This is a genomic window from Kurthia massiliensis, assembly GCF_000285555.1.
Taxonomy (GTDB): Bacteria; Bacillota; Bacilli; order Bacillales_A; family Planococcaceae; genus Kurthia; species Kurthia massiliensis.
Genome location: NZ_HE611003.1, coordinates 57,006 through 78,171, shown reverse-complemented (window position 1 = coordinate 78,171; position 21,166 = coordinate 57,006). Strand labels below are relative to the sequence as shown.

17 protein-coding genes are annotated in these 21,166 nt (G+C 39.2%); 8 read left to right on the top strand and 9 right to left on the bottom strand.

Annotated elements, in window-relative coordinates; all coding sequences use genetic code 11:
• Window positions 1–3: 3 nt before the first annotated feature.
• Complete coding sequence (locus KMHG_RS14955; RefSeq protein ID WP_010290729.1) at window positions 4–624, bottom strand: DUF47 domain-containing protein; 621 nt, start codon at window positions 622–624, stop codon at window positions 4–6.
• A gap of 474 nt (window positions 625–1,098) precedes the next feature.
• Between KMHG_RS14955 and fumC the strand changes: the two genes are divergently transcribed.
• Window positions 1,099–2,481 (top strand): class II fumarate hydratase, encoded by a 1,383-nt coding sequence (gene fumC / locus KMHG_RS14950; protein ID WP_010290728.1) that lies wholly within the window; start codon window positions 1,099–1,101, stop codon window positions 2,479–2,481.
• On the opposite strand, the gene KMHG_RS19875 is transcribed toward fumC, so the two are convergent.
• A complete protein-coding gene (locus tag KMHG_RS19875) occupies window positions 2,461–2,544 on the bottom strand; it encodes a zinc-finger domain-containing protein (protein ID WP_147608267.1) in 84 nt (27 codons plus the stop codon). The genes fumC and KMHG_RS19875 overlap by 21 nt on opposite strands.
• Window positions 2,545–2,596: 52 nt before the next feature.
• Here KMHG_RS19875 and KMHG_RS14945 point away from each other — a divergent pair, with 52 nt between their 5' ends.
• On the top strand, window positions 2,597–4,345 hold the full coding sequence (locus KMHG_RS14945) for a methyl-accepting chemotaxis protein (RefSeq protein WP_010290726.1): 1,749 nt from the start codon (window positions 2,597–2,599) through the stop codon (window positions 4,343–4,345).
• 41 nt (window positions 4,346–4,386) lie between these two features.
• Here KMHG_RS14945 and KMHG_RS14940 read toward each other — a convergent pair whose 3' ends face one another.
• The 6 genes from KMHG_RS14940 to KMHG_RS14915 all read right to left on the bottom strand — a co-directional run bounded on the left by KMHG_RS14940 (window position 4,387) and on the right by KMHG_RS14915 (window position 12,037).
• The gene (locus tag KMHG_RS14940) at window positions 4,387–6,129 is read right to left on the bottom strand and encodes an FTR1 family iron permease (RefSeq protein WP_010290724.1); all 1,743 of its coding nucleotides are present in this window, start codon (window positions 6,127–6,129) and stop codon (window positions 4,387–4,389) included.
• Window positions 6,107–7,378, bottom strand: a complete 1,272-nt coding sequence (gene efeB, locus KMHG_RS14935) for an iron uptake transporter deferrochelatase/peroxidase subunit (RefSeq protein ID WP_010290723.1) — start codon at window positions 7,376–7,378, stop codon at window positions 6,107–6,109. The genes KMHG_RS14940 and efeB overlap by 23 nt, the downstream gene beginning before the upstream one ends.
• 18 nt (window positions 7,379–7,396) lie before the next feature.
• Window positions 7,397–8,263, bottom strand: a complete 867-nt coding sequence (gene efeO / locus KMHG_RS14930; RefSeq protein ID WP_010290720.1) for an iron uptake system protein EfeO — start codon at window positions 8,261–8,263, stop codon at window positions 7,397–7,399.
• Window positions 8,264–8,545: 282 nt separating this feature from the next.
• Window positions 8,546–9,715, bottom strand: a complete 1,170-nt coding sequence (locus KMHG_RS14925; RefSeq protein WP_010290719.1) for a class I SAM-dependent methyltransferase — start codon at window positions 9,713–9,715, stop codon at window positions 8,546–8,548.
• An 84-nt stretch (window positions 9,716–9,799) separates the two neighbouring features.
• Window positions 9,800–11,182, bottom strand: a complete 1,383-nt coding sequence (gene nhaC / locus KMHG_RS14920; protein ID WP_010290718.1) for a Na+/H+ antiporter NhaC — start codon at window positions 11,180–11,182, stop codon at window positions 9,800–9,802.
• A 144-nt stretch (window positions 11,183–11,326) separates the two neighbouring features.
• The gene (locus tag KMHG_RS14915) at window positions 11,327–12,037 is read right to left on the bottom strand and encodes a FadR/GntR family transcriptional regulator (protein WP_010290717.1); all 711 of its coding nucleotides are present in this window, start codon (window positions 12,035–12,037) and stop codon (window positions 11,327–11,329) included.
• A 201-nt stretch (window positions 12,038–12,238) separates the two neighbouring features.
• Here KMHG_RS14915 and KMHG_RS14910 point away from each other — a divergent pair, with 201 nt between their 5' ends.
• The 5 genes from KMHG_RS14910 (at window position 12,239) to KMHG_RS14890 (ending at window position 18,953) form a co-directional block, all read left to right on the top strand.
• On the top strand, window positions 12,239–13,909 hold the full coding sequence (locus KMHG_RS14910) for an L-lactate permease (protein WP_010290716.1): 1,671 nt from the start codon (window positions 12,239–12,241) through the stop codon (window positions 13,907–13,909).
• 139 nt (window positions 13,910–14,048) lie between these two features.
• Window positions 14,049–14,744 carry a VOC family protein gene (locus KMHG_RS14905; protein ID WP_010290714.1) on the top strand — a complete coding sequence of 232 codons (696 nt, stop codon included), beginning with the start codon at window positions 14,049–14,051 and terminating at the stop codon, window positions 14,742–14,744.
• An 80-nt stretch (window positions 14,745–14,824) separates the two neighbouring features.
• The gene (gene hflX / locus KMHG_RS14900) at window positions 14,825–16,093 is read left to right on the top strand and encodes a GTPase HflX (RefSeq protein WP_010290713.1); all 1,269 of its coding nucleotides are present in this window, start codon (window positions 14,825–14,827) and stop codon (window positions 16,091–16,093) included.
• A 370-nt stretch (window positions 16,094–16,463) separates the two neighbouring features.
• Complete coding sequence (locus KMHG_RS14895; protein ID WP_010290709.1) at window positions 16,464–17,954, top strand: peptide MFS transporter; 1,491 nt, start codon at window positions 16,464–16,466, stop codon at window positions 17,952–17,954.
• A gap of 417 nt (window positions 17,955–18,371) precedes the next feature.
• On the top strand, window positions 18,372–18,953 hold the full coding sequence (locus tag KMHG_RS14890) for a phosphatase PAP2 family protein (protein WP_010290708.1): 582 nt from the start codon (window positions 18,372–18,374) through the stop codon (window positions 18,951–18,953).
• 6 nt (window positions 18,954–18,959) lie between these two features.
• On the opposite strand, the gene KMHG_RS14885 is transcribed toward KMHG_RS14890, so the two are convergent.
• Window positions 18,960–20,156 carry an MFS transporter gene (locus KMHG_RS14885; RefSeq protein WP_010290707.1) on the bottom strand — a complete coding sequence of 399 codons (1,197 nt, stop codon included), beginning with the start codon at window positions 20,154–20,156 and terminating at the stop codon, window positions 18,960–18,962.
• Between the two features lie 173 nt (window positions 20,157–20,329).
• Between KMHG_RS14885 and zupT the strand changes: the two genes are divergently transcribed.
• Window positions 20,330–21,139, top strand: a complete 810-nt coding sequence (gene zupT, locus KMHG_RS14880) for a zinc transporter ZupT (RefSeq protein WP_010290706.1) — start codon at window positions 20,330–20,332, stop codon at window positions 21,137–21,139.
• The last annotated feature ends 27 nt before the right edge of the window (window positions 21,140–21,166 follow it).

Sequence of the window (21,166 nt, the reverse complement as noted above, 5' to 3'; positions counted from 1 at the left end):
CTCCTACGCATTTCGCATGATAATAGTATCCATTGCATTTGCAACGTTTTGACAGTAATCCGCTACTTCTTCAAGTTGTTCGTAAATATCTTTAAACTTGATGATGCGAATTGGATCTTTTTCATGTAAAAATAATTGTTTGATTGACGTACGTAAGACGTCATCACATTTACGCTCGTAATCTTTAATTAAAATTGCGTGTTCGCGCATGTTTACTAACTTTTTGTTCGTTAAGTGCGTCATCGCTTTGACGATTTCGTCAGAACTTAACACGATGTATTTTAAGAAATCGCGCATATAATCATCTACTTCTGTTAATGAGAACATTTCGAAGTGTGCGATACAACCTTCAACGCCATCTAAAATATCATCCATACGAACCGCTAGTTCTAAAATATCTTCACGTTCGATTGGTGTCATAAATGATTTGTTCAACATTTGAATCAAATTGTGGATTAATGTGTCACCATCTGTTTCGTATTTTTTTAATGTAACGCTAAGCTCTTTTAAGTCAGCAATGCTAGTAATTTTAAATTCCTCCGCATAATGTGCCGCTTTGTTGCAGTTCACTGCAATATCATAAAGGGCATTAAAAAACGGATCAGGTTTTTTTGAGCTAAACATGTAATGTAAATCCTCCTAATAATAAACCGCGTAATCATTTTAAACGCACTTACTATAATAACAAACTCCGCGAAAAAACCATATTTAATTTGACCGAAATTACACAAAATTTACAAAGGTGTAACAATCGGATTTCAACAGATATATAGAATAAACGTTGGTATTTAAATGAAAATGGAAACGTTTTATAGCATATACATGATTGAACGGGCATTTCATTTACAAAATCTTAACTTGACACTTTTTAAAATGATTCGACATTATTTTTTTTAAATCATGGCGAAAATTAGCCGATGTTGGCACGAAATGGCACGTTTTTGAAAGCGGATACGCAAAAAATGCTCCGCGTTGTCTGTTTCAGTCGATTTTTAGAATAAAATTATTCACTTTTAAAGACATTTTCTATGAGAAACGCTATCATTATAACCGTAAGATGAATTTTAAATTTAATTAATTGAAATGGAGATGAATGTCTTGGAATATCGTATCGAACATGACTCTATGGGAGAAATTAAAGTACCTGCAGACAGCAAATGGGGTGCTCAAACGCAACGTAGTAAGCAAAACTTCCGTATCGGTTCTGACCATATGCCAATCGATTTCATTCACGGTTATGCAATCCTTAAAAAATCAGTTGCTAAAGTTTGTGTAGAACTTGGTACATTATCAGCAGTGAAAGCGGAAGCTATCGCACATGCTGCAGACGAAATTGTGGAAGGTAAATGGGACGATCAATTCCCACTAGTTATTTACCAAACAGGTTCTGGTACACAAACAAATATGAACGTGAACGAAGTAATCGCTCACCTTGGTAATGAATACCTTGAAGCAAAAGGTTCTGAAGAACGTCTTCACCCAAATGATGACGTTAACAAATCTCAATCTTCAAATGACTCATTCCCAACAGCGATGCACATCGCAACTTCAATCGCAGTTGAACGCAATTTAATCCCTGCTTTAGAACAAATTAAAGCAACATTAAAAGCAAAATCTGATGAGTTCATGAACTTAATCAAAATCGGTCGTACACACTTACAAGATGCGACACCACTTACTTTAGGTCAAGAAATTAGCGGCTGGTTATACATGATCGAAGCTTCTGAAAAAATGATCAAAGAAGCAGCATTAAACATGCGCGAACTTGCAATCGGTGGTACAGCTGTAGGTACTGGTCTTAACACACCAGACGGCTTTGATGAAAAAGTTGTAGCTGAAATTTCTAAAGAAACTGGCTTAGACTTCGTACCATCACCAAACAAATTCCATGCATTAACTTCACACGATCAAATCGTAACAACTCACGGCGCTATGAAAGCTTTAGCAGCTGACTTAATGAAAATTGCGAACGACGTACGTTGGTTAGCGTCTGGTCCTCGTTCTGGTTTCGGTGAAATCTCAATTCCAGAAAACGAACCAGGTTCTTCAATCATGCCAGGTAAAGTAAACCCAACACAATGTGAAGCTGTTACAATGGTAGCTGTACAAGTAATGGGTAACGATGTAACAATCGGCTTCGCAGCATCTCAAGGTAACTTTGAATTAAACGTATTTAAACCAGTAATCTTGCACAACTTCATGCAATCAGTTGAACTATTATCTGACGTAATCCGTAGCTTCGACGAACACTGCTTAGTTGGTATTACTGCAAACGAAGATAAATTAGAGCACTTCTTAAACAACTCATTAATGCTAGTAACTGCACTTAACCCATACATCGGTTATGAAAATGCAGCGAAAATCGCTAAAATGGCTCACAAAGAAGGCTTAACATTAAAAGAAGCGGCTATTAAATCTGAATTATTAACAGAAGAACAATTCAACGAATGGGTTGTACCTTCAAAAATGATCAAATTCTAATAACGTGATACAAAAAGCATGGGCGAATTGATTGCCCATGCTTTTTTTTGTCGTTTTTTTGATATACTAAGAAAGTTACGAATTCTAAATAGTTTGAATATTGGAGATGGGAAAGATGAAAGTACAACAGGGGAAGCTTAGTAATCGAATTATTGCACTCGTTGTCACTGTATTAGTAACGTTACTAATGATGTATGTTGTAACGCTAAGCATTGCTGCTAAAAAAGTAGCAGAGCAATCTGTAGGAACAATGGCGACATCGATTGCAAAAAATTTAACGAATTACATAGATGCTGATAGTTATGAAAAATTAGCGCAACAGCCGACAGAAAATGAACTGTACTGGCAGTTACGTGAGCAACTCAATGATTTACGTGAAAAAAATGGCGTGCTATATGCATATACATATGCAACACCTACGGATGACGCCGTACACTTTTTAGTAGACGGTCAACCGAAAGATGCCAAAGCGGAAGATGTCGGCAAAATCAATGATACGTCCGCGTCAACGACTGTAAAAGATTTAGAAAAAGTAAATGAAGAAGGTGCGTACCATTCACCGATTTTATCGAGCAGTTTCGGCGAATACGTTTCAGGTACAGTACCGATTCAAAATAAAGCTGGAAAAACCGTCGCGTATTTAGGGGTAGATATCGACGCGAATCAAGTTGCTGACATTCGAAAAGAAGCGATGTGGACAATTTTACCTTACGTCACAGCAATCTTTTTAGTACTTATCGCGCTTTCAGGTGCCATTTTGTATAAATACATTAACCGCCAGTTAAAGCCGCTTAAAACGCTTGCTGAAGCCGCTGACGATATGGCAAGCGGTAGACTACAGCAAGGAGTTGCCCGTGTGGCATCATTATCGTTTAAACAGTCGAACGAAATATCGACGTTCGCTAAAAGCTTTGATGCCTCGCTCCGTACGTTGGAAGGAACGTTAACAGCGTTTCAAACGAAGGCGCAAGATTTACAACAAATTACGAGCGTCCTAACGGCTACTTCGGAAACGATTGAGCAATCGAACAGTCGCGTTAGTAATAATATGACGCAAATGTCATCGGAAGCAACGCATCAAATGTCGTCGAATAAAGAAGTGTTAACGGCGATGGATGAGATGACAACGGGTATTCAGCGAATGGCGGATATGACGTCAGATGTAGCAGCATCTTCGAACGATATGACGATGGCGCTTCACGATGGCGTCGCCAAAACGAATCAAGTCGTTGCGCAAATGTCGACGGTTGAACAAACGGTACTTGTAACGGCTGATCACGTTGAAGAAATGACCGCTAAATTTACGAATGTCGAAAGCAAAATTTCAATCATTACCGATATTGCGAACCAAACGAATTTACTCGCATTAAATGCGGCGATTGAAGCAGCGCGTGCAGGAGAAGCAGGGAAAGGCTTCGCCGTTGTCGCTGATGAAGTGCGTAAGCTAGCGGAATCATCAAATGCGGCTGCGCATGATATTTTACAAGAACTCACTGCATTTAAAGCGCTATCTGAACGCACAAATGAGCAAATTCAATTGAGCAAATCTGAAATGACAGCAGGTAACGCAGCCGTTTCAGAAGTTGGAAAACATTTAACGTCGATCAGTGAAACGGTTCTCGGCGTGAACGATAGCATTCAAGAGGAATCTGCAATCATTCAACAAATGTCTGCGGGCTCTGAAGAAGTATTTGCATCGATGGCACAAATGAATCGCAACATTGAAGATTCACTTGTATTTATGTCAGAAACGACGAATGCCTCAAAAGTGCAACAACAAATGGTTGGCGAATTGCAGCGCGTCATTGAAAATGTCGAGCGTACGACTGCGGAAGTATTAACAGAAATTAATAAATTCCAATAATAAAAGAGGAGCGGCCGATGAGCCACTCCTCTTTTTTAGCGTTATTTTTCGTTACGATGTTTCCAAATAGTTGCACCGATAATACAAATAATTAAAATGAATTGACCGACAATCGTTTCAATCGTTGGATAGAAACCGATAGTAGCAACGACTGGTAAGCCGTTAATAACATGCGACGAAATATCACCCATTAGTTGAAGCTTGTGGATAGAGACGCCGATAATTTTAAACGTTAATACATAAATTAAAATCGTTGCGACAAAGAAGAAGTAATGAATTGGAATCTTCGCGCTCACTTTTAATAACACGATAGCGACAACGATTAAAATAACGATGGCAATCCCAATCCCCAAAACGAATTGGCTCGTCGCCATTTTAGGAGCGATACCTGCATAGAAAATTAACGTTTCTGCACCTTCACGGAAGACAGAGAGGAAACTAATACTTGCCATCGCCCAAATAGAGCCACGTGACATCGCGTGATTCATCTGTTTCGCAATGTAAGCATTCCAAGCGCGAATATTTGATTTACGGTGTAGCCATACGCCGACACCGATCATCATAGCTGCAGCTACTAGGCCGACATAGCCTTCAATAATTTCACGGCTTGTGTTCATGGAATCTGAGTTAAAGAACACCGACATGAAAATCGCTGCAACGGCACTTAGTCCAACACCACCCGCAGCTCCGAAATAAATCCATTTCGTCATATGCGTTTGATCTGATTTTTTCAAGAACGCGACAAGTGCCATGATAATTAATAGTGCTTCTAAACCTTCACGGAGTAAGATAAGCGCTGCATCCCAAGCAGAATAGCTATCTTTATCTTGCAGCAGTTGAATAGACGTTTTGAAATCTGTTAATTGTGTTTTTAGCTTGTCTTTATCGCTATTATCTTTTAATAAGTTACTAGCGATAATAGGCATATCGCTTTCAAGTGACGTATAAAGACTGCCGTTACGCGTGCTCACATCACTTTCTACATTCGGCCATACCGTAATGAATTTTTTAATGTACGCCGATGCTTGCTCGTACTGTTTGTCATCGATAGAAGCTGTCGCATCATCGATTAAATCGACAAGTGTTTGCAATGAATAACCTTTTTTCACAGCACCTACTTTTTTGCCATTCCCAAAATCAGTAATGTTTTGCTCTAACGTAGTAAACGTATCTTTTAATGACGCCACGTTTGGCTCGTCATTTGCAAGCTCCATACGGATAAACGACATTTGCGTTTCGATTTGACCGTAAGCGCCCATATCAATTTCACGCACTGGTTTTTCTTTTAAGTTCCAGAAACTGTTGAACGTTTTATATTGTTCATGGATGGCGTCGAGATTTTTGCTGTCAATCGCATCACCTAGCTTCGTTAAAGCAGGTGTGATCGTTTGAACGAATTTTTGACGTTCAGCTTTTTCATCTACTGGATTTTCAACTTTTTCTAAAGTCGTTAATGCTTTAGAAAGATCTGTTAGAGCCGCTAAGCGGTCCTCTTTATTGTCAGCCGCTAATGCTTTTTCGTAAGCATCATCGACTGCTTTTTTTTCTGCATCATGTGTCGTGTCCACTTGTTGCCACGCTTTATCAAATTCCTTTAAAGCGGCTTCAGCTTTAGAACCGTCGCCTTGGCGTGTATCCATTAAAGCATCACTAATCGAAATATAAAGACCACTATAAGACGATGAGCCTGCTGCTATTGCTTGCGGCACTGCACTTAAAATGGTCATGACCAACAGTAGCGCGATGACACATAATTGACTACTACGCATTAAAAAGTGTTTCACCTATATAACTCCCTTTTTGAATGCCAGGGAAGCAAGCGAAAACACCGCTGCCTCGATGGGTAATATATTCATTTAGTTTATCTGCACGACCGAGCGCATTTTGAATATCTATAAATTGCTGTGGATCTTTTTGGAACGAAATAAACAATAGCCCCGCATCATAAGCACCGGTATGATCGACCGTTCCTGATGCATATGAAAATGCGCGACGCATAATACGTGCTTTCACTTGTTTCGATAAAAAGACGTGAGACGTTTCAGGCACGATGTAATTACCTTTGTCATCTTTACGCCCTATTTCAACCGCATCAAATTCATGTTGTTTACCAATCGGTGCCCCGCTATGACGATGACGGCCGAACGTTGCTTCTTGTTCGTTTAATGATGTACGGTCCCATGTTTCTAAATGCATTTGAATTTTACGCACGACTAAATATGTGCCGCCAGTAAGCCAAGGTTTACTTTCACCTTTTTGCACCCAGACGACATCGTTCATATCTTTGTCGCTACGTGGATTTTCCGTACCATCTTTAAATGCAAATAAATTACGTGGTGTTTCACGTTTGCCTTCTTTATTTACCGGAATTGAATTGAATCCTGCTTGTGTCCAATTGATGGACACTTTGCCACTCGCTGCACGAATTAAATTACGCACCGCATGAAACGCCACTTGTGGGTCATCTGCACAAGCTTGAATGCAAAGATCGCCACCAGTGTAGGCTTTGTCCAATTGATCTTTCGGGAAATGCGGAAGGTCTTTTAATTGTTTTGGTTTAAGATGTTTCAGCCCAAGTTTTGCATTGTCAAATAGCGACGGGCCAACACCGAACGTAATCGATAAATTTTTAGCGTCTACGCCTACAACTTCACCTGTATCAACCGGTGGCACGTAGCCGTTTTTAGAAGTGCCAATTTCTTGGCCATTCATAAGGCTTACAGCGAGCGGCGTCCACATTTTGAACAGTTGTTGTAGTTCTGCTTTTGACGCTACTAAAACAGATAAAGAGGCAAAATAGACATGTGATTGTACTTCTGTCGCAATACCTGATTGATGTTTTCCATAAAAATTCACTTTATTTTGTACGGTTTTATCATCATCTAACCATTCTGGCACACCAAACGCCTTCAATATACCGCCGAGCCCAGAGGCACCGATAGCGACGCCTGCAGCACTAGCACCGGTCATTTTCAGCATACGTCTTCGTGATACTTTCTTGTCTAAAAAGCTTTCTTCATTTGATTCAGTCATTTATGATCACTCCAAAATTTACTCTAAAATTGTACCCATTTGGCTTAATGGTTCACCTAGTTGGTTAATGGCATCAGATAATGCTTTCGTGTCATCTTCTGTTAGCTCTTCATATGACACGTAACCGCCATCTTTTGTTTCATATGTTGCTAATAATTCGTTCACTTTTGCAAATTTATCTGTTAAGTTGTCAGCTAAAGCTGCATCTTTTTCTGTAATTTGATCTTTTAAGATGTCAAAGATTTTTTCAGCGCCTTCTACGTTCGCTTTGAAATCGTACAGGTCAGTGTGAGAGAAAATATCTTCTTCACCAGAAATTTTAGATGTTGATACTTCGTTTAATAAGTCAACAGCACCTGTGATCATCATGTCTGGTGTTACGTCTACAGTTTCAACACGAGCGCGTAATTCTTTCGTGTCAGCAAGTAGTTGGTCCGCTGTTTCTTCGTAGCCTTTATTCGTATTTTTTTCCCATAGTGCATACTCTAATTTATGGTACCCAGTCCAGTCTTCCATACCTTGACCTTCTGCTTTTAAGTCAGCTAAACGTGCATCGATTGCTGGGTCAAGATCGCCGAAGCTTTCAGCAATTGGCTCTGAGCGTTCGTAGTACATACGTGCAGTTGGATATAATGATTTTGCTTTATCAAGATCGCCATCTTTGAATGCTGTGACAAACTCTTCAGTCGCTGTTGTGAATTGATCTAATTCGTTTAACGCGAAATCTTTATACGCTTGTGTTTCTTTATCTAATGTTTTTGCATCAGTTGAAGCTGTGCTTTCTGTTTTCGTTTCTGTATCTTTTGAAGCGTCTTCAGAGTTGCCGCAACCGCCCATTACGACGCCGCCTGCTAATAACATTGCTAATAATGATTTTGCTTTCATGGAATGATATCCTTCTTTCTTTATGCTTGGTTTTTATAACTAATGTAAATGATAATCGTTATCATCATGAAGTCAATAGTGTAAGAAATAAAAGGACAATAGAACTAATTTTAAGTAATTTGTGTAAAAAAATAAAAAATAAAAAAGAGGCTAGGGCATAAGTGTAAAAATACCATCTCAAATGAGCATAAAAAAATGGAATCACGCTATGGCACGGTTCTATTTTTTTGTTGAGAATGCTAAAAAAGGAAAATGAAATGTTTTGTCCCAGCCTCTTTTTCGTTAAGATTTTGCTAAATAATTACTAAGTTCACGTTCTAAAAATGGTGTCGCATTTAAGAAAGTCGTGAAAGCATTGTAGCGCGCTCGTTGTGCTTCGTTCGGTTTTTTACCTGTGAAATAAGCACGAATTAAAATATTTTTCGGGGTGTGCGACATATCAATAAATTCCATTAACTGCGCATCATAACCGACTAAGTTTAGTAGTTCCGCACGAATAGAATCTGTTGCAAGAGCAGAGAAGCGTTCTTTTATTAAACCGTGTTGCAGCATAATATCAAGCGGTGAGCTTTGAATTTGATTGTTTAATTCGTGCTGGCAGCAAGGCACACTTAAAATGACTTTTGCGCCCCATTTGACCGCGCGAGATAATGCCATATCTGTCGCAACGTCACATGCATGAAGTGTGACGACCATATCGACGCTTGATTCATCGTTGTAATCGTTAATGTCACCAACTAAAAATTCGAGTGAGTCATATTGTAAGTCATGTGCGATTTGTGCACATTCTTCAATTACTTCTTTTTTCAAATCAAGACCTGTGACACGAATGTCTAGTCCTTGTTCTACTTTTAAGTAGTGATAAAGCGCAAACGTTAAATACGATTTACCAGAACCGAAATCTAAAATACGAATCGTACGGTCTTTTGGTAAATAATCTAATGAATCGTGGATAAATTCGATGAAACGGTTGATCTGTTTAAACTTGTCATATTTTTGCTTTTTAACTTTACCTTCCGCTGTTTGTACGCCAAGACGGATTAAAAATGGGTACGGTTTTTCAGGATCTAGCAAGTAATTTTTTTTGCGGTTATGTGATAAATCAGCCTTTTTTGCTGTCGCATTTTGTTGTGTTTTATACAGCACTTTATTTTTTTTCGATAGCTGTACTTGGACGCTTTCAGTCTCAAATTCTCCTTGGAACTGGCGGAAGCTTTCGAATAATGTGGCTAGAGTTTCTTCTATTAAAGGTAATTCGATATTTTCATGTTTTAAAATACGTTCGTATTGATATTCTAATTGTACGTGATACGTGCCACGTAGTTCGATCGGTTTTAATTTCACGCGTTTTAAATCATTTGATTTTTGACGTGGCTGACTAATTGTCGCTGAAATGAGTTGCTTTGCTTGTAGCTTCTCAACAAGCGCTTGTTGCATTTCTTGAAATTCCATAATGACGCCCCTTTAATAAATTGTTCGATACGCATTAGTGTAGCATAAAAAAGAAGCCGCCCCAATGAGAGCGACTTTGAAATGTTATTTTTTTAAGTATGTTAATGTCTTGCCTGTCCAACCGAAAATGATTGTTAAAATCGGTGATAATAAACAGAATAGGGCAAACGGTGCGTAGTCAACCGTATTGACGTGTAAGACGCCAGCGATAAAAATACCACACACACTCCACGGTACGAGAGGATTGACGACTGTACCTGCGTCTTCAACAGTACGCGCTAAGTTTTTGTTTGCTAGGCCAACTTTTTCAAATTGCTTTTGGAACGTTTCGGACGGTAATAAAATCGATAAATATTGCTCACCGATAAAGAAGTTGACACCGATTGCTGTTGCCGCAGCACCTGTAATGGCAGAGCCGACTGAATTGAAAATGCGTTCGATTTTCATGAGTACTGCTTGGATAATACCGAGTTTGAAAAGTAGCCCACCCATACCGAGTGCTAAAATAACGAGGCTGATCGTGAAGAACATGCTGCTCATACCACCGCGAGATAGTAGAGCGTCAATTTCTTCTACACCGGTTTTTGATTTAAAACCGTTAAAGAGCATGTCCATTAATTGACCGCCCGTGTAGCTATGGTGTCCGTACGATAACGCGATTGCAAATACGGAACCGATAATAAGTGTTGGAATCGCTGGCACTTTTTTAAGGGCAAATAACACTAATAAAACGATTGGTAATAATGCATACCAATGAATTAAATTTGTTGATAATAATGCTTGTTGGAAGTTGTGGACGCTTGAAGCATCAACGTCTTTACCTGTCGGTGATAATACACCGTATACAATGACGGAAATGACGAATGCAGGAATCGTCGTCCACGCCATGTTTTTAATATGTTCAAATAGGTCTACATCCATAATCGATGATGCAAGATTCGTCGTGTCAGATAGCGGTGACATTTTGTCGCCGAAAAATGCGCCCGATACGATGGCACCTGCTGTAATCGCAAGTGATAAGTCCATCGCTTGTGCCATGCCGATAAATGCGACACCAATCGTTGCAGTCGTCGTTAATGAACTACCGATTGCGGCACCGATAATACATGCAACGACAAAGACGATAGCGAAGAAGTAGTGACCTGAAATAATGTTAAAGCCGTAGTAAATTAATGTTGGAATCGTACCGCTCAGCATAAAAGCGCTAATTAAAATACCAATAAAAAAGAAAATAAAAATAGCGGCAAGCCCTGATTTAGCACCGTCTACGAGTCCCTGTTCCATCGTCCGATATGCTACTTTTTTAAAGGCACCATAGCATAGTAGCATAATGATGACGAGTAGAACGGGAATATGTGGTGATGCGTCAAACTTAAGAATAGATGTGGTCATGATAATTACCATGGCCATTAAAAGTACAGCAGCTTCTGTAAACGATGGTTTCAGAGCCGAATCTGCGTGAAACATGCTAGCGCCTCCTAGTTCAAAAACTTTTTCACTTCAACGCGTTGAAGTTATAAAGTAGTTTACCATTTACGTCATAATAGTCAATACTTTCGGACAAAATGACATAAAAAATAACCATTCTGTTCATAGAATGGCTATTTTGATTTAATGAAATGCACGTTGTAACAATGTCTCTACATTGTTTAAATGATGTTGCATCGCTAATTGTGCACCGGCAACATCTTTTTCAACGATTGCTTCGAAAATTTTTAAATGCTCTTCGTATAACGTTTCCATCGTTTCTTTTTTCGTATACAAATAAAGCTTACGCGTTTCACGAATCGTTTCGAGCATTAATTCAGATACTTGATTTAAAAATGTAATCAGTAATGGATTGTGCGATGCATTAGCAACAGCTGCGTGAAAGGCTAAATCTTGTTCTTCACCAAAACCGACAGCATTTAACGTTTTTTTCATCGAATCTAGCGATTGCTTTAATGCTTCAATATCGCCTGGTGTGCGATGAATAGCAGCGGAACCAGCTGCACCAACTTCGATAATTTGACGCATCTCAAGTAAATGTGTAATATCTTCCTTTTTCATTAAAATCGCTTGTGTAATCGGAAAATTAATTTGCGTGGCATCAAAGTGGCGGACGAAAGTGCCTTCTCCTTGGCGAATGTCGAGCAAGCCTTTCGCACGTAGCGCTGATAACGCTTCACGAATGGCGGAGCGACTCACAGCATAATTACTCGCTAATTTTTCTACAGAATCAAGTCGATCCCCAGGTCGTAGTTCACCATTAACGATGAGCTTCTCAATCGCGTCGGCAATTTCTTCGTAGATTTTTTTAGATTGAATTTTTTCGTACTGCATAGGCCCCTCCTTAATTGATATGTATAGTTTTATTATACATACTTTTTATTTGTCATGTCTTAAAAAAACTGGCATTTCATACCATTTAATGATTGTTTTATCTGAAAATTACGAATATAATTTATACATACGGTCATCTGATGACCTTGGCTTTATGAGGGGGAGCATAAGTCTATTTTAAAGAGACATGGGGGAAAGTAAATGTTTACACAAGATTTCTCTGCTGTAGGTGGAAGCCTTGGCTGGTCGGCGTTGATTGCAGTCATTCCGATCTTATACTTTATTTGGGCATTAATGTTTAAGAAAATGAAAGGCTACATTGCTGGGATTACAACGTTACTCGTTGCACTCGTATTAGCAGTCGTCGCTTTTAAAATGCCGGTAGGAACAGCTGTTATGGCTGCATCACAAGGTGCAATGTATGGCATTATTCCAATCGGTTGGATTATCGTTACATCTGTATTTTTGTACAACGTAACAGTTCGTACAGGTCAATTTGATATTATTCGTTATTCTGTATTATCAATTACTGCTGACCGACGCGTGCAAGCATTATTGGTAGCGTTCTCATTTGGTGCCTTTTTAGAAGGTGCGGCAGGTTTTGGTGCACCCGTTGCGATTTCAGCAGCGCTATTAGTCGGTTTAGGGTTTAACCCACTATATGCTGCTGGATTATGTATGATTGCGAATACGGCGCCCGTTGCATTCGGTGCCATCGGTATTCCGATTACAGCAATGGAAGGTCCAACAGGTATTCCGGCGCTAGAAATTTCAAAAATGGTCGGTCGTCAATTGCCATTTTTATCAGTATGTATTCCGTTCTTACTCGTATGGATTATGGTCGGTTGGAAAAAGACAATCGAAGTGTTACCCGCGATTCTCGTTTCGGGTATTACATTCGCCGTTACACAATATTTATCGTCTAACTTTTTAGGACCAGAATTACCAGACGTTTTATCAGCATTAGTATCATTATTAGCATTAGCAATTTTCATGAAGTTTTGGACACCGAAAGAAATTTACCGTTTTGCAGATGAAAAACTTAATGTTGAAGATCAAGTCAATCAATATTATTCTGGCGGTCAAATTTTTAAAGCATGGTCACCGTTCATTATTTTAACGGCGTTTATTTCTCTTTGGGGTATTCCAACAATCAAATCTGCGCTCATCGGTCATTATGAAGGTACGAACGTCGTCTTATCGTGGATCAATCAACTCGGCTCTTGGCTGACGTTTACACCAGCAGTGCCATTTGTGAACAATCAAATTATTGATGGTATGACGAATGCGCCGATTGCGGCAGTGTATAAAATCGAAATACTCGGTGCAGCCGGGACAGCGATTTTCCTAGCGGCTATCGTCACGAAATTTATTTTTAACGTGTCATGGAAAAATTGGTGGTCGATTTTAGGACAAACAGCGAACGAAATTAAATTCCCGTTACTGACGATTTGTGCCGTTGTTGCATATGCTTATGTAGTAAATGCTGCAGGTATGACGACAACGCTCGGTTTGATTTTAGCAAAAACAGGCGTCTTATTCCCATTCTTCTCGCCAGTACTCGGTTGGATTGGCGTCTTTATTACAGGATCTGATACGTCTGCGAACGTGCTATTTGCGAAGTTACAACAAGTGACTGCAACGTCTGTTGGTATGGACCCAGTACTTGCACTTGCCGCTAACTCATCAGGTGGGGTAACAGGTAAAATGATTTCACCACAATCGATTGCTGTAGCCGCAGCGGCTGTAGGTTTAATGGGACGCGAAGCCGAGCTATTACGCTTTACGATTAAATACAGTATTATTTTGTTACTTGCTATTTGTATATTAACGTTCTTACAAAGCAACGTTTTATCATTTATGATTCCGTAACGCGAAAAGTATCGTACGTCACGTGCGATACTTTTTAGTTGGAAAAAATATGAAATATCGTTGCTTTTCACAATAATTATCTAAATTTTATGATAATATTAAATCACTGAATATAATTGCCATTGAAGGGGATGAAACGATGTTTGATTTAGATCATGTTGTATATTTTACGAAAAAATCACCGACGGAAATTGCACAAGAGGTATCAGTTGAAGGCATTCATCCCGTCGAAGGTGGTCAACATTTACAATGGGGTACACACAATGCCTTACTGTATACGAAAAATAGCTATATTGAATATTTATCAGTAGAGGACGAAACCGTTACCGAGCAATCGAAGCACCCATTGATGAAACAACTGTTGAACGACTTACAGTTTAGAGAAGGCTTTGGCTCTGTTTGCTTACGTTCGGATAACTTAGAAGAACAAAATAAATATTTTCAAAAGCTAGGCTATCGAACGAGCGGGATTTTAGATTCTGAACGCAAAACGAAAAGCGGTGCGGTTCGTAAATGGCGCATGCTCTTTATCGACCATAAAATTGATAAGAAATTACCTTATCCATTTTTCATTCAATGGGATACGAGCGACAACGAACGATACGAATCGCTTCGAGAAGATGGCACAATAACGCCAGACAATGAATCACTTGTCATTACGAAATGCATTTTCGACGTGCAAGATGTGAATCGCAAAATGACACATTGGTCTAGATTGTTGTCATTACCGATCAAAGGCAATCAATTAAAACTCGGCAATACCGTTTTTGAATTCCGTGAAAGCAGAGATTCTGTCGAGCGACTACAATCGATTGAAATTGCCAAGGAGAAATAGCCATGTTACGATAAAAACATGTGTAGGGGGCGCGCATCATATGCAGCGTCCCTTTTTTAAATAACGGAGGTGTTCTCATGATGGAGGACTACATCAAAGAAAAAGCGATACTCGTTGGGGTGAATGTGAAAAGCGATCCCCATTTCGACTATTCGATTGAAGAACTTGGCAACTTAGCCGAAGCGATGGACGTAGAAGTTGTCGGTGTGATTACACAAAATTTAGAACGTGTAACACCGTCTCATTACGTCGGTACAGGGAAAACAGAAGAAATTCGTGCACTATATGATGCGACGGGTGCGAACGTTGTCATTTTTGATGATGAATTATCACCAGCGCAATTACGTAACTTAGAACAAGATTTAGATGCGAAAGTCATCGACCGTACGACACTCGTATTAGACATTTTTGCGCGTCGTGCGAAAACGCGTGAAGCACAGCTACAAGTTGAAATTGCGCAACTGCAATATTTATTACCACGACTTGTCGGTATGAATGCATCGCTTTCTCGTCAAGGTGGCGGTACAGGTGGCGGCTTTAAAAACAAAGGGTCAGGTGAAACGAAACTTGAATTAGACCGTCGTAAAATTGAAAAGCAAATTTCAAAAATTCGTCGCGAACTAGAAGACATTCAAGCGCAACGTGTGACGCAACGTAAAAAACGTCAAAAAAATGCGATTCCAGTCGTATCACTTGTCGGCTATACGAATGCGGGCAAATCGACGATTATGAACCAATTGTTAAACTTCACAAATCATGATGATGAAAAACAAGTGTTTGAAAAAGATATGCTGTTTGCAACGCTTGATACGTCAGTGCGTCAAATTGATTTAGAAGATAATAAAAAGTTTTTGTTAACAGACACAGTCGGGTTCGTTAGCAAACTCCCTCACCATTTAGTGAAAGCATTCCGTTCGACGTTAGAAGAAGCACGTGAAGCGGATTTATTGTTACACGTTGTCGATACGTCAAATGCGGAAAGCGACTATATGATTGATATTACGAATCAAACGTTACAAGATGTTGGCGTGAGTGATGTGCCAACGATTTACGTTTACAATAAAGCAGACCAAGCGAACATCGCTTATCCATTTGTCAAACAGAACGAAATTTATATGGCTGCTAAAGAAGGCAAAGGTTTAAACGAATTGCTTGAGATGATCAAAGCGAAGATTTTCGCAGATTATGAAGTGCACACCGTTTGTATCCCATACGACCGTGGTGACCTCGTGTCGTATTTAAATGAGCAAGCGAATATTTTATCGACCGAATACGAAGAAGCCGGTACGGTGTTGAAAGTCGAGCTAAAAGTAGCGGACGTAAACCGTATGCGTTCATTTTTCATTTAATCTAAAAAAGTATGTTTTCATAAATGAGGACATACTTTTTTACTTTTTACGTCATTAGACGAAGGTCTTACGAAAATACCAAATACACAATTGTTCTTACAGACAATACAAATACATTCGTATAAATTTTTATGTAAAAGTAAAAATTATAGTGAAATTAGAAAAAATATTAAAAAATATAATGAAAAGTGGGTTAAATCGTCTAAATATGCATAATTACACTATAAAAAGTCAGAAAATTCTATATAATAATAATTTTTGACATAATAAAACTGTGTGTGTATAATGGACATACGTTTTTCTTAGCGCTACATAAGCGGTAAGAATAGTTAGATTATTTTTTATATTGCAAAGAGAAGAGGTAAACTTTATGGCAACGAAAGAGGAGATTGTCAAATCCGTTCCCCAGAAAGGGTTCGTCGGACACCCGAAAGGTTTGTTCAACTTATTCTTCACTGAGTTCTGGGAACGTTTCTCATACTACGGTATGAAAGCACTTCTTGTATATTTCATGTACAAGAGCGTTACTGATGGCGGTCTAGGTCTGTTTGACAAATCAACAGCCGCATCAATCATGTCAATTTACGGTTCACTTGTCTACATGTCAGGCATTATCGGTGGTTGGATCGCCGACCGTATTTTAGGTACTCGTCGCACGATATTCTGGGGCGGTATTTTAATTATGTTAGGTCACATTTGCTTAGCACTCCCTGGTGGCGCAGCATTCTTATTTACATCAATGGTATTAATTATTTTAGGTACAGGTTTATTAAAACCGAACGTATCTTCAGTAGTAGGGGATATTTATTCTACAAATGACCCTCGTCGTGACTCTGGTTTCAGTATTTTCTACATGGGTATCAACTTAGGTGCATTCATTTCACCATTAGTTGTTGGTGCAGTTCGTGATCATTATAATTACCATGCAGGTTTCGGTATTGCCGCAGTCGGTATGGCAGTCGGTCTCATTATGTTTAAATTATCTGAAAAGAAAAACTTAGGTTTAGCTGGTGTAGAACCGAAAAATCCACTTGAACCACATGAATTACAAAGTATTTTAAAGAAAGTAATTATTTCATTAGTAATTTTTGCGGTATTAGTATTAATCGTTTACTTAATGGGTTGGTTAACAATCGACTTTGTTATCAACTTCTTCACAGTTATCGGTGTATTAGCACCAATCTCTGTATTCATTTGGATGTTCACATCTAAGAAAACAAAATCAGACGAAAAATCACATTTACTTGCATACATTCCGCTATTCATTGCGGGTACAATGTTCTGGGTTATCCAAGAGCAAGGTTCTACAATTTTAGCAATCTATGCAGATACACGTACGAACTTAGATATGGGTGCATTCAAAATCCAAGCTGAGTTCTTCCAATCTTTAAATCCATTATTCATTATTATCTTTGCACCAATTATGGCTGCAATTTGGGTGAAACTTGGCGACCGTGGTCCTTCAACACCTGTTAAATTCTCATTTTCATTATTATTTGCAGGTGCTTCATTCTTAATCATGGTAATTCCAGCAATGACTTCAAACGGAACTGAATTAATTAGCCCATGGTGGTTAGTACTTTCATTCTTCCTAGTTGTTATCGGTGAATTATTAATGTCACCAGTTGGTTTATCAGCAACAACAAAATTAGCACCTGAAGCATTCGCTGCGCAAGCAATGTCTCTATGGTTCCTAACATCAACTGTTGCACAAGCGATTAACGCACAACTTGCAAAAGTATTCGACAAAGTAACAGAAGTACAATATTTCGGTTACCTTGGTGGTTTAGCAATTGTGTTATTCTTTGTTATGTTAGTACTTTGCCCATGGATTTCTCGTAAAATGGGTGACATCAAATAATATGAAATTAGAAGTTATGCAGTCGCATAGCTTCTTTTTTTATAGGTAAAAAATAATGATTCTCATTATCAATTGTGTTGACTTTCATATTTTCAAGTGTGCATAATGAAGGAGTAATTCTATTTTTAGAAAGCAGAATTGTCTTTCCGAAACGCTAAATATTTATATTTGTAGTGATGTACTAGACGTGTAGACTAGTGGCATGGTTGCATGAAAAAGTCGTCACGATTTTATAATGAATGATCGATCTTATCGTTCTATCAAGATTGACGTGTATTAGGGTTTCCTGTTCAATGACATTCTGTGTTACATGAATCATAGGCACAAACCATGGTGTGTCGAAAACCGTTTAAGTGATGCTTTATGCATGACTTGAACGGTTTTTTTCGTATACCTTTATATAAAAGGGGGAATGAGATGTTTATTTATCACGTATTAGCGGTCATCGCATTTTTTGTGTTTATCGCGATTTGGTTATTGCTTGATACAGAAGTAGTTCATAAGATTGATCGATTCGGCGAGCAGTTGTTTGGTGGCAACGAAGTGTTACAATTTTTCCATTACTTTGGCGAAGTATGGTTCGTCACGCTTGTCGGTGTCGTATTCGTTATTTATTTTTATATGAAGAAAAAGTACCGCAAAATTGTCTTTATTTTATTCACGTATGTAGGCGGTACGATTATTAATCAAGTTATTAAATATATCGTAGAACGACCACGCCCTATTATTCCTGACCAACTGACATCGTATAGTTTTCCATCTGGTCATTCGATGTTGTCGATGCTCTATATGATGACAACCGCATATCTTGTAACGTCAGGAATGGAAAGAAAATATAAACGCATTGCCTTTACGATTGCAGCATGTGGCACATTACTCGTCGGTTTATCACGCGTCGCAGGAGCAAGACATTTTATGAGTGACGTATTCGGCGGTTGGACGCTCGGTTTTGCATGTTTTATGTTAGTCGTTTATTGGTATACAAAAACGAAAAAATAGCGCTGCCTATGAGGCAACGCTTTTTTTCGTATAATGATGCAAAATATAGGTGAAACAAATGCCGAGTAATAAGAAAATAGCGATCATCGTAATGACACCGAGCCAACCGAAATGGATGAAAAACAATCCGCCGACTGTACCGCCGATACTAGACCCGACATAATAGAAAAATAAATAGAGTGATGATGCTTGTGCTTTATCGTGTGTGGCATGAGCACCAACCCAGCCACTCGCAATCGAATGACCGCCGAAAAAACCGAACGTAAATAACGCAATGCCGACAATTTTTAATGCGAGTAATCCGTTTAACGTTAAACAAGCACCAATGAGCATTAGAAGAAAGGCAATTAATAAAATGCTGAAGCGTCCATGTGAATCGGCGAGGCGCCCCATATACGTAGAGCTAAACGTGCCGACTAAATAAAGTAAGAAAATAAAACCGACGAGCGTTTGGCTTAAATTGTACGGCTCAGCAACGAGTTCGAAGCCAATATAGTTATAAAGCGTTACGAACGATCCCATTAAAATAAAGCCAACGCCGAACAATAAGAGGAGCGCGGGATCTTTCATATGTGCGACCATCGATTGGAAAAGTGGTTTAAATGCGAGCTTTTTTTTCTCGAAATGTGTCGATGCAGGTAATAAAACTGTAAACGCAATCGCCAATAAAATGCTGACGACACCGATGGAAATCATCGATACGTGCCAGTTAAAGGCGTCGGTCATTGACCCCATGATGACACGTCCAGCGAGACCGCCAATCGAGTTGCCACTAATGTATAAACCCATCGCTGTACCGAGACTTTTCGGGTCCATTTCTTCCGATAAGTACGCCATGGCAATCGCAGGAAGCCCTGCAAAAACGACGCCTTGGATAACACGCAACATGAGTAGCGTATCAAAGTTAGGGGCGAAGCCGATTGCGAGTGATAAAACACCTACTGCAATCATCGAAAATGTCATGATCGGTTTGCGCCCCCACGCTTCGGAAAGTGAACCGGTGATCAGCATCGCAATCGCAAGCGTTAATGTCGTAAGCGATAACGATAAGCTCGCAACAGCAGGTGACACACCGAACTGCTTCGATAGCGCAGGTAAAATCGGTTGTGTCATATATAAATTCGCATACGTACTAAAAGCGCCAGCGAATAATGCTAAGTTGGCATATCGAAACGCTTTCGTACCTTTTTGAATGTAACCCATATAAAGGACCCCTTTTTAAATGTGTATGTATCATTATAGAAGTAATAGGGCAGAAACACCAATCAATCATGTATATCAATCTGATGTGTGAATTGCATCGGAAAGAAATTAAAGTTTCCTTTGAGAAACTTTTTTGTTATACTGAAAAAAACAAATACATAAGGGGTGGACGAATGGACGCAACCGTTTTATATGCGCTGGCGTTAACGATATTTGCAGGACTTGCAACTGGGGTAGGTAGTTTAGTAGCGTTTTTCACATCGCGTACGAATACGAAATTTTTATCGTTTGCACTCGGCTTTTCAGCGGGTGTTATGATTTACGTATCATTGATTGAAATTTTCGTGAAAGCAAAAGAGTCTTTAACAGCATCAGTCGGTGAGACGGCTGGTTATACGTATACATTGCTTGGTTTTTTCGGAGGAATGCTCATCATTGCATTGATTGACCGATTTATCCCGAGTACAGGTAATCCACACGAAGTAAAACGTGTCGAAGATTTACAACATGTGCCGACCGATGCACAGTTTACAAAACTGAAAAAGATGGGTGTTTTTACAGCTTTAGCAATTGCAATTCATAACTTCCCAGAAGGGATTGCGACGTTTATGTCTGCCATTGAAGATCCACAGCTTGGCTTCGCGATTGCGATTGCTGTTGCAATTCATAACATTCCAGAAGGGATTGCTGTCGCAGTACCGATGTATTATGCAACGGGGGATCGAAAAAAAGCATTCAAATTGTCATTTTTATCAGGGTTGGCAGAGCCTGTCGGAGCGATTGCCGCATATCTCATTTTAATGCCATTTTTAACAGATACGATGTTCGGTATTATTTTTGCTGGCGTCGCAGGCATTATGGTATTCATTTCATTAGATGAATTGTTGCCTGCTGCACGCGAATACGACGAAGCCCATACGTCAATTTACGGTGTCGTACTCGGTATGGCAGTGATGGCAGTGAGCTTATTATTATTAGGCTAAAAAAAACTACTCCTTGTGCGGGAGTAG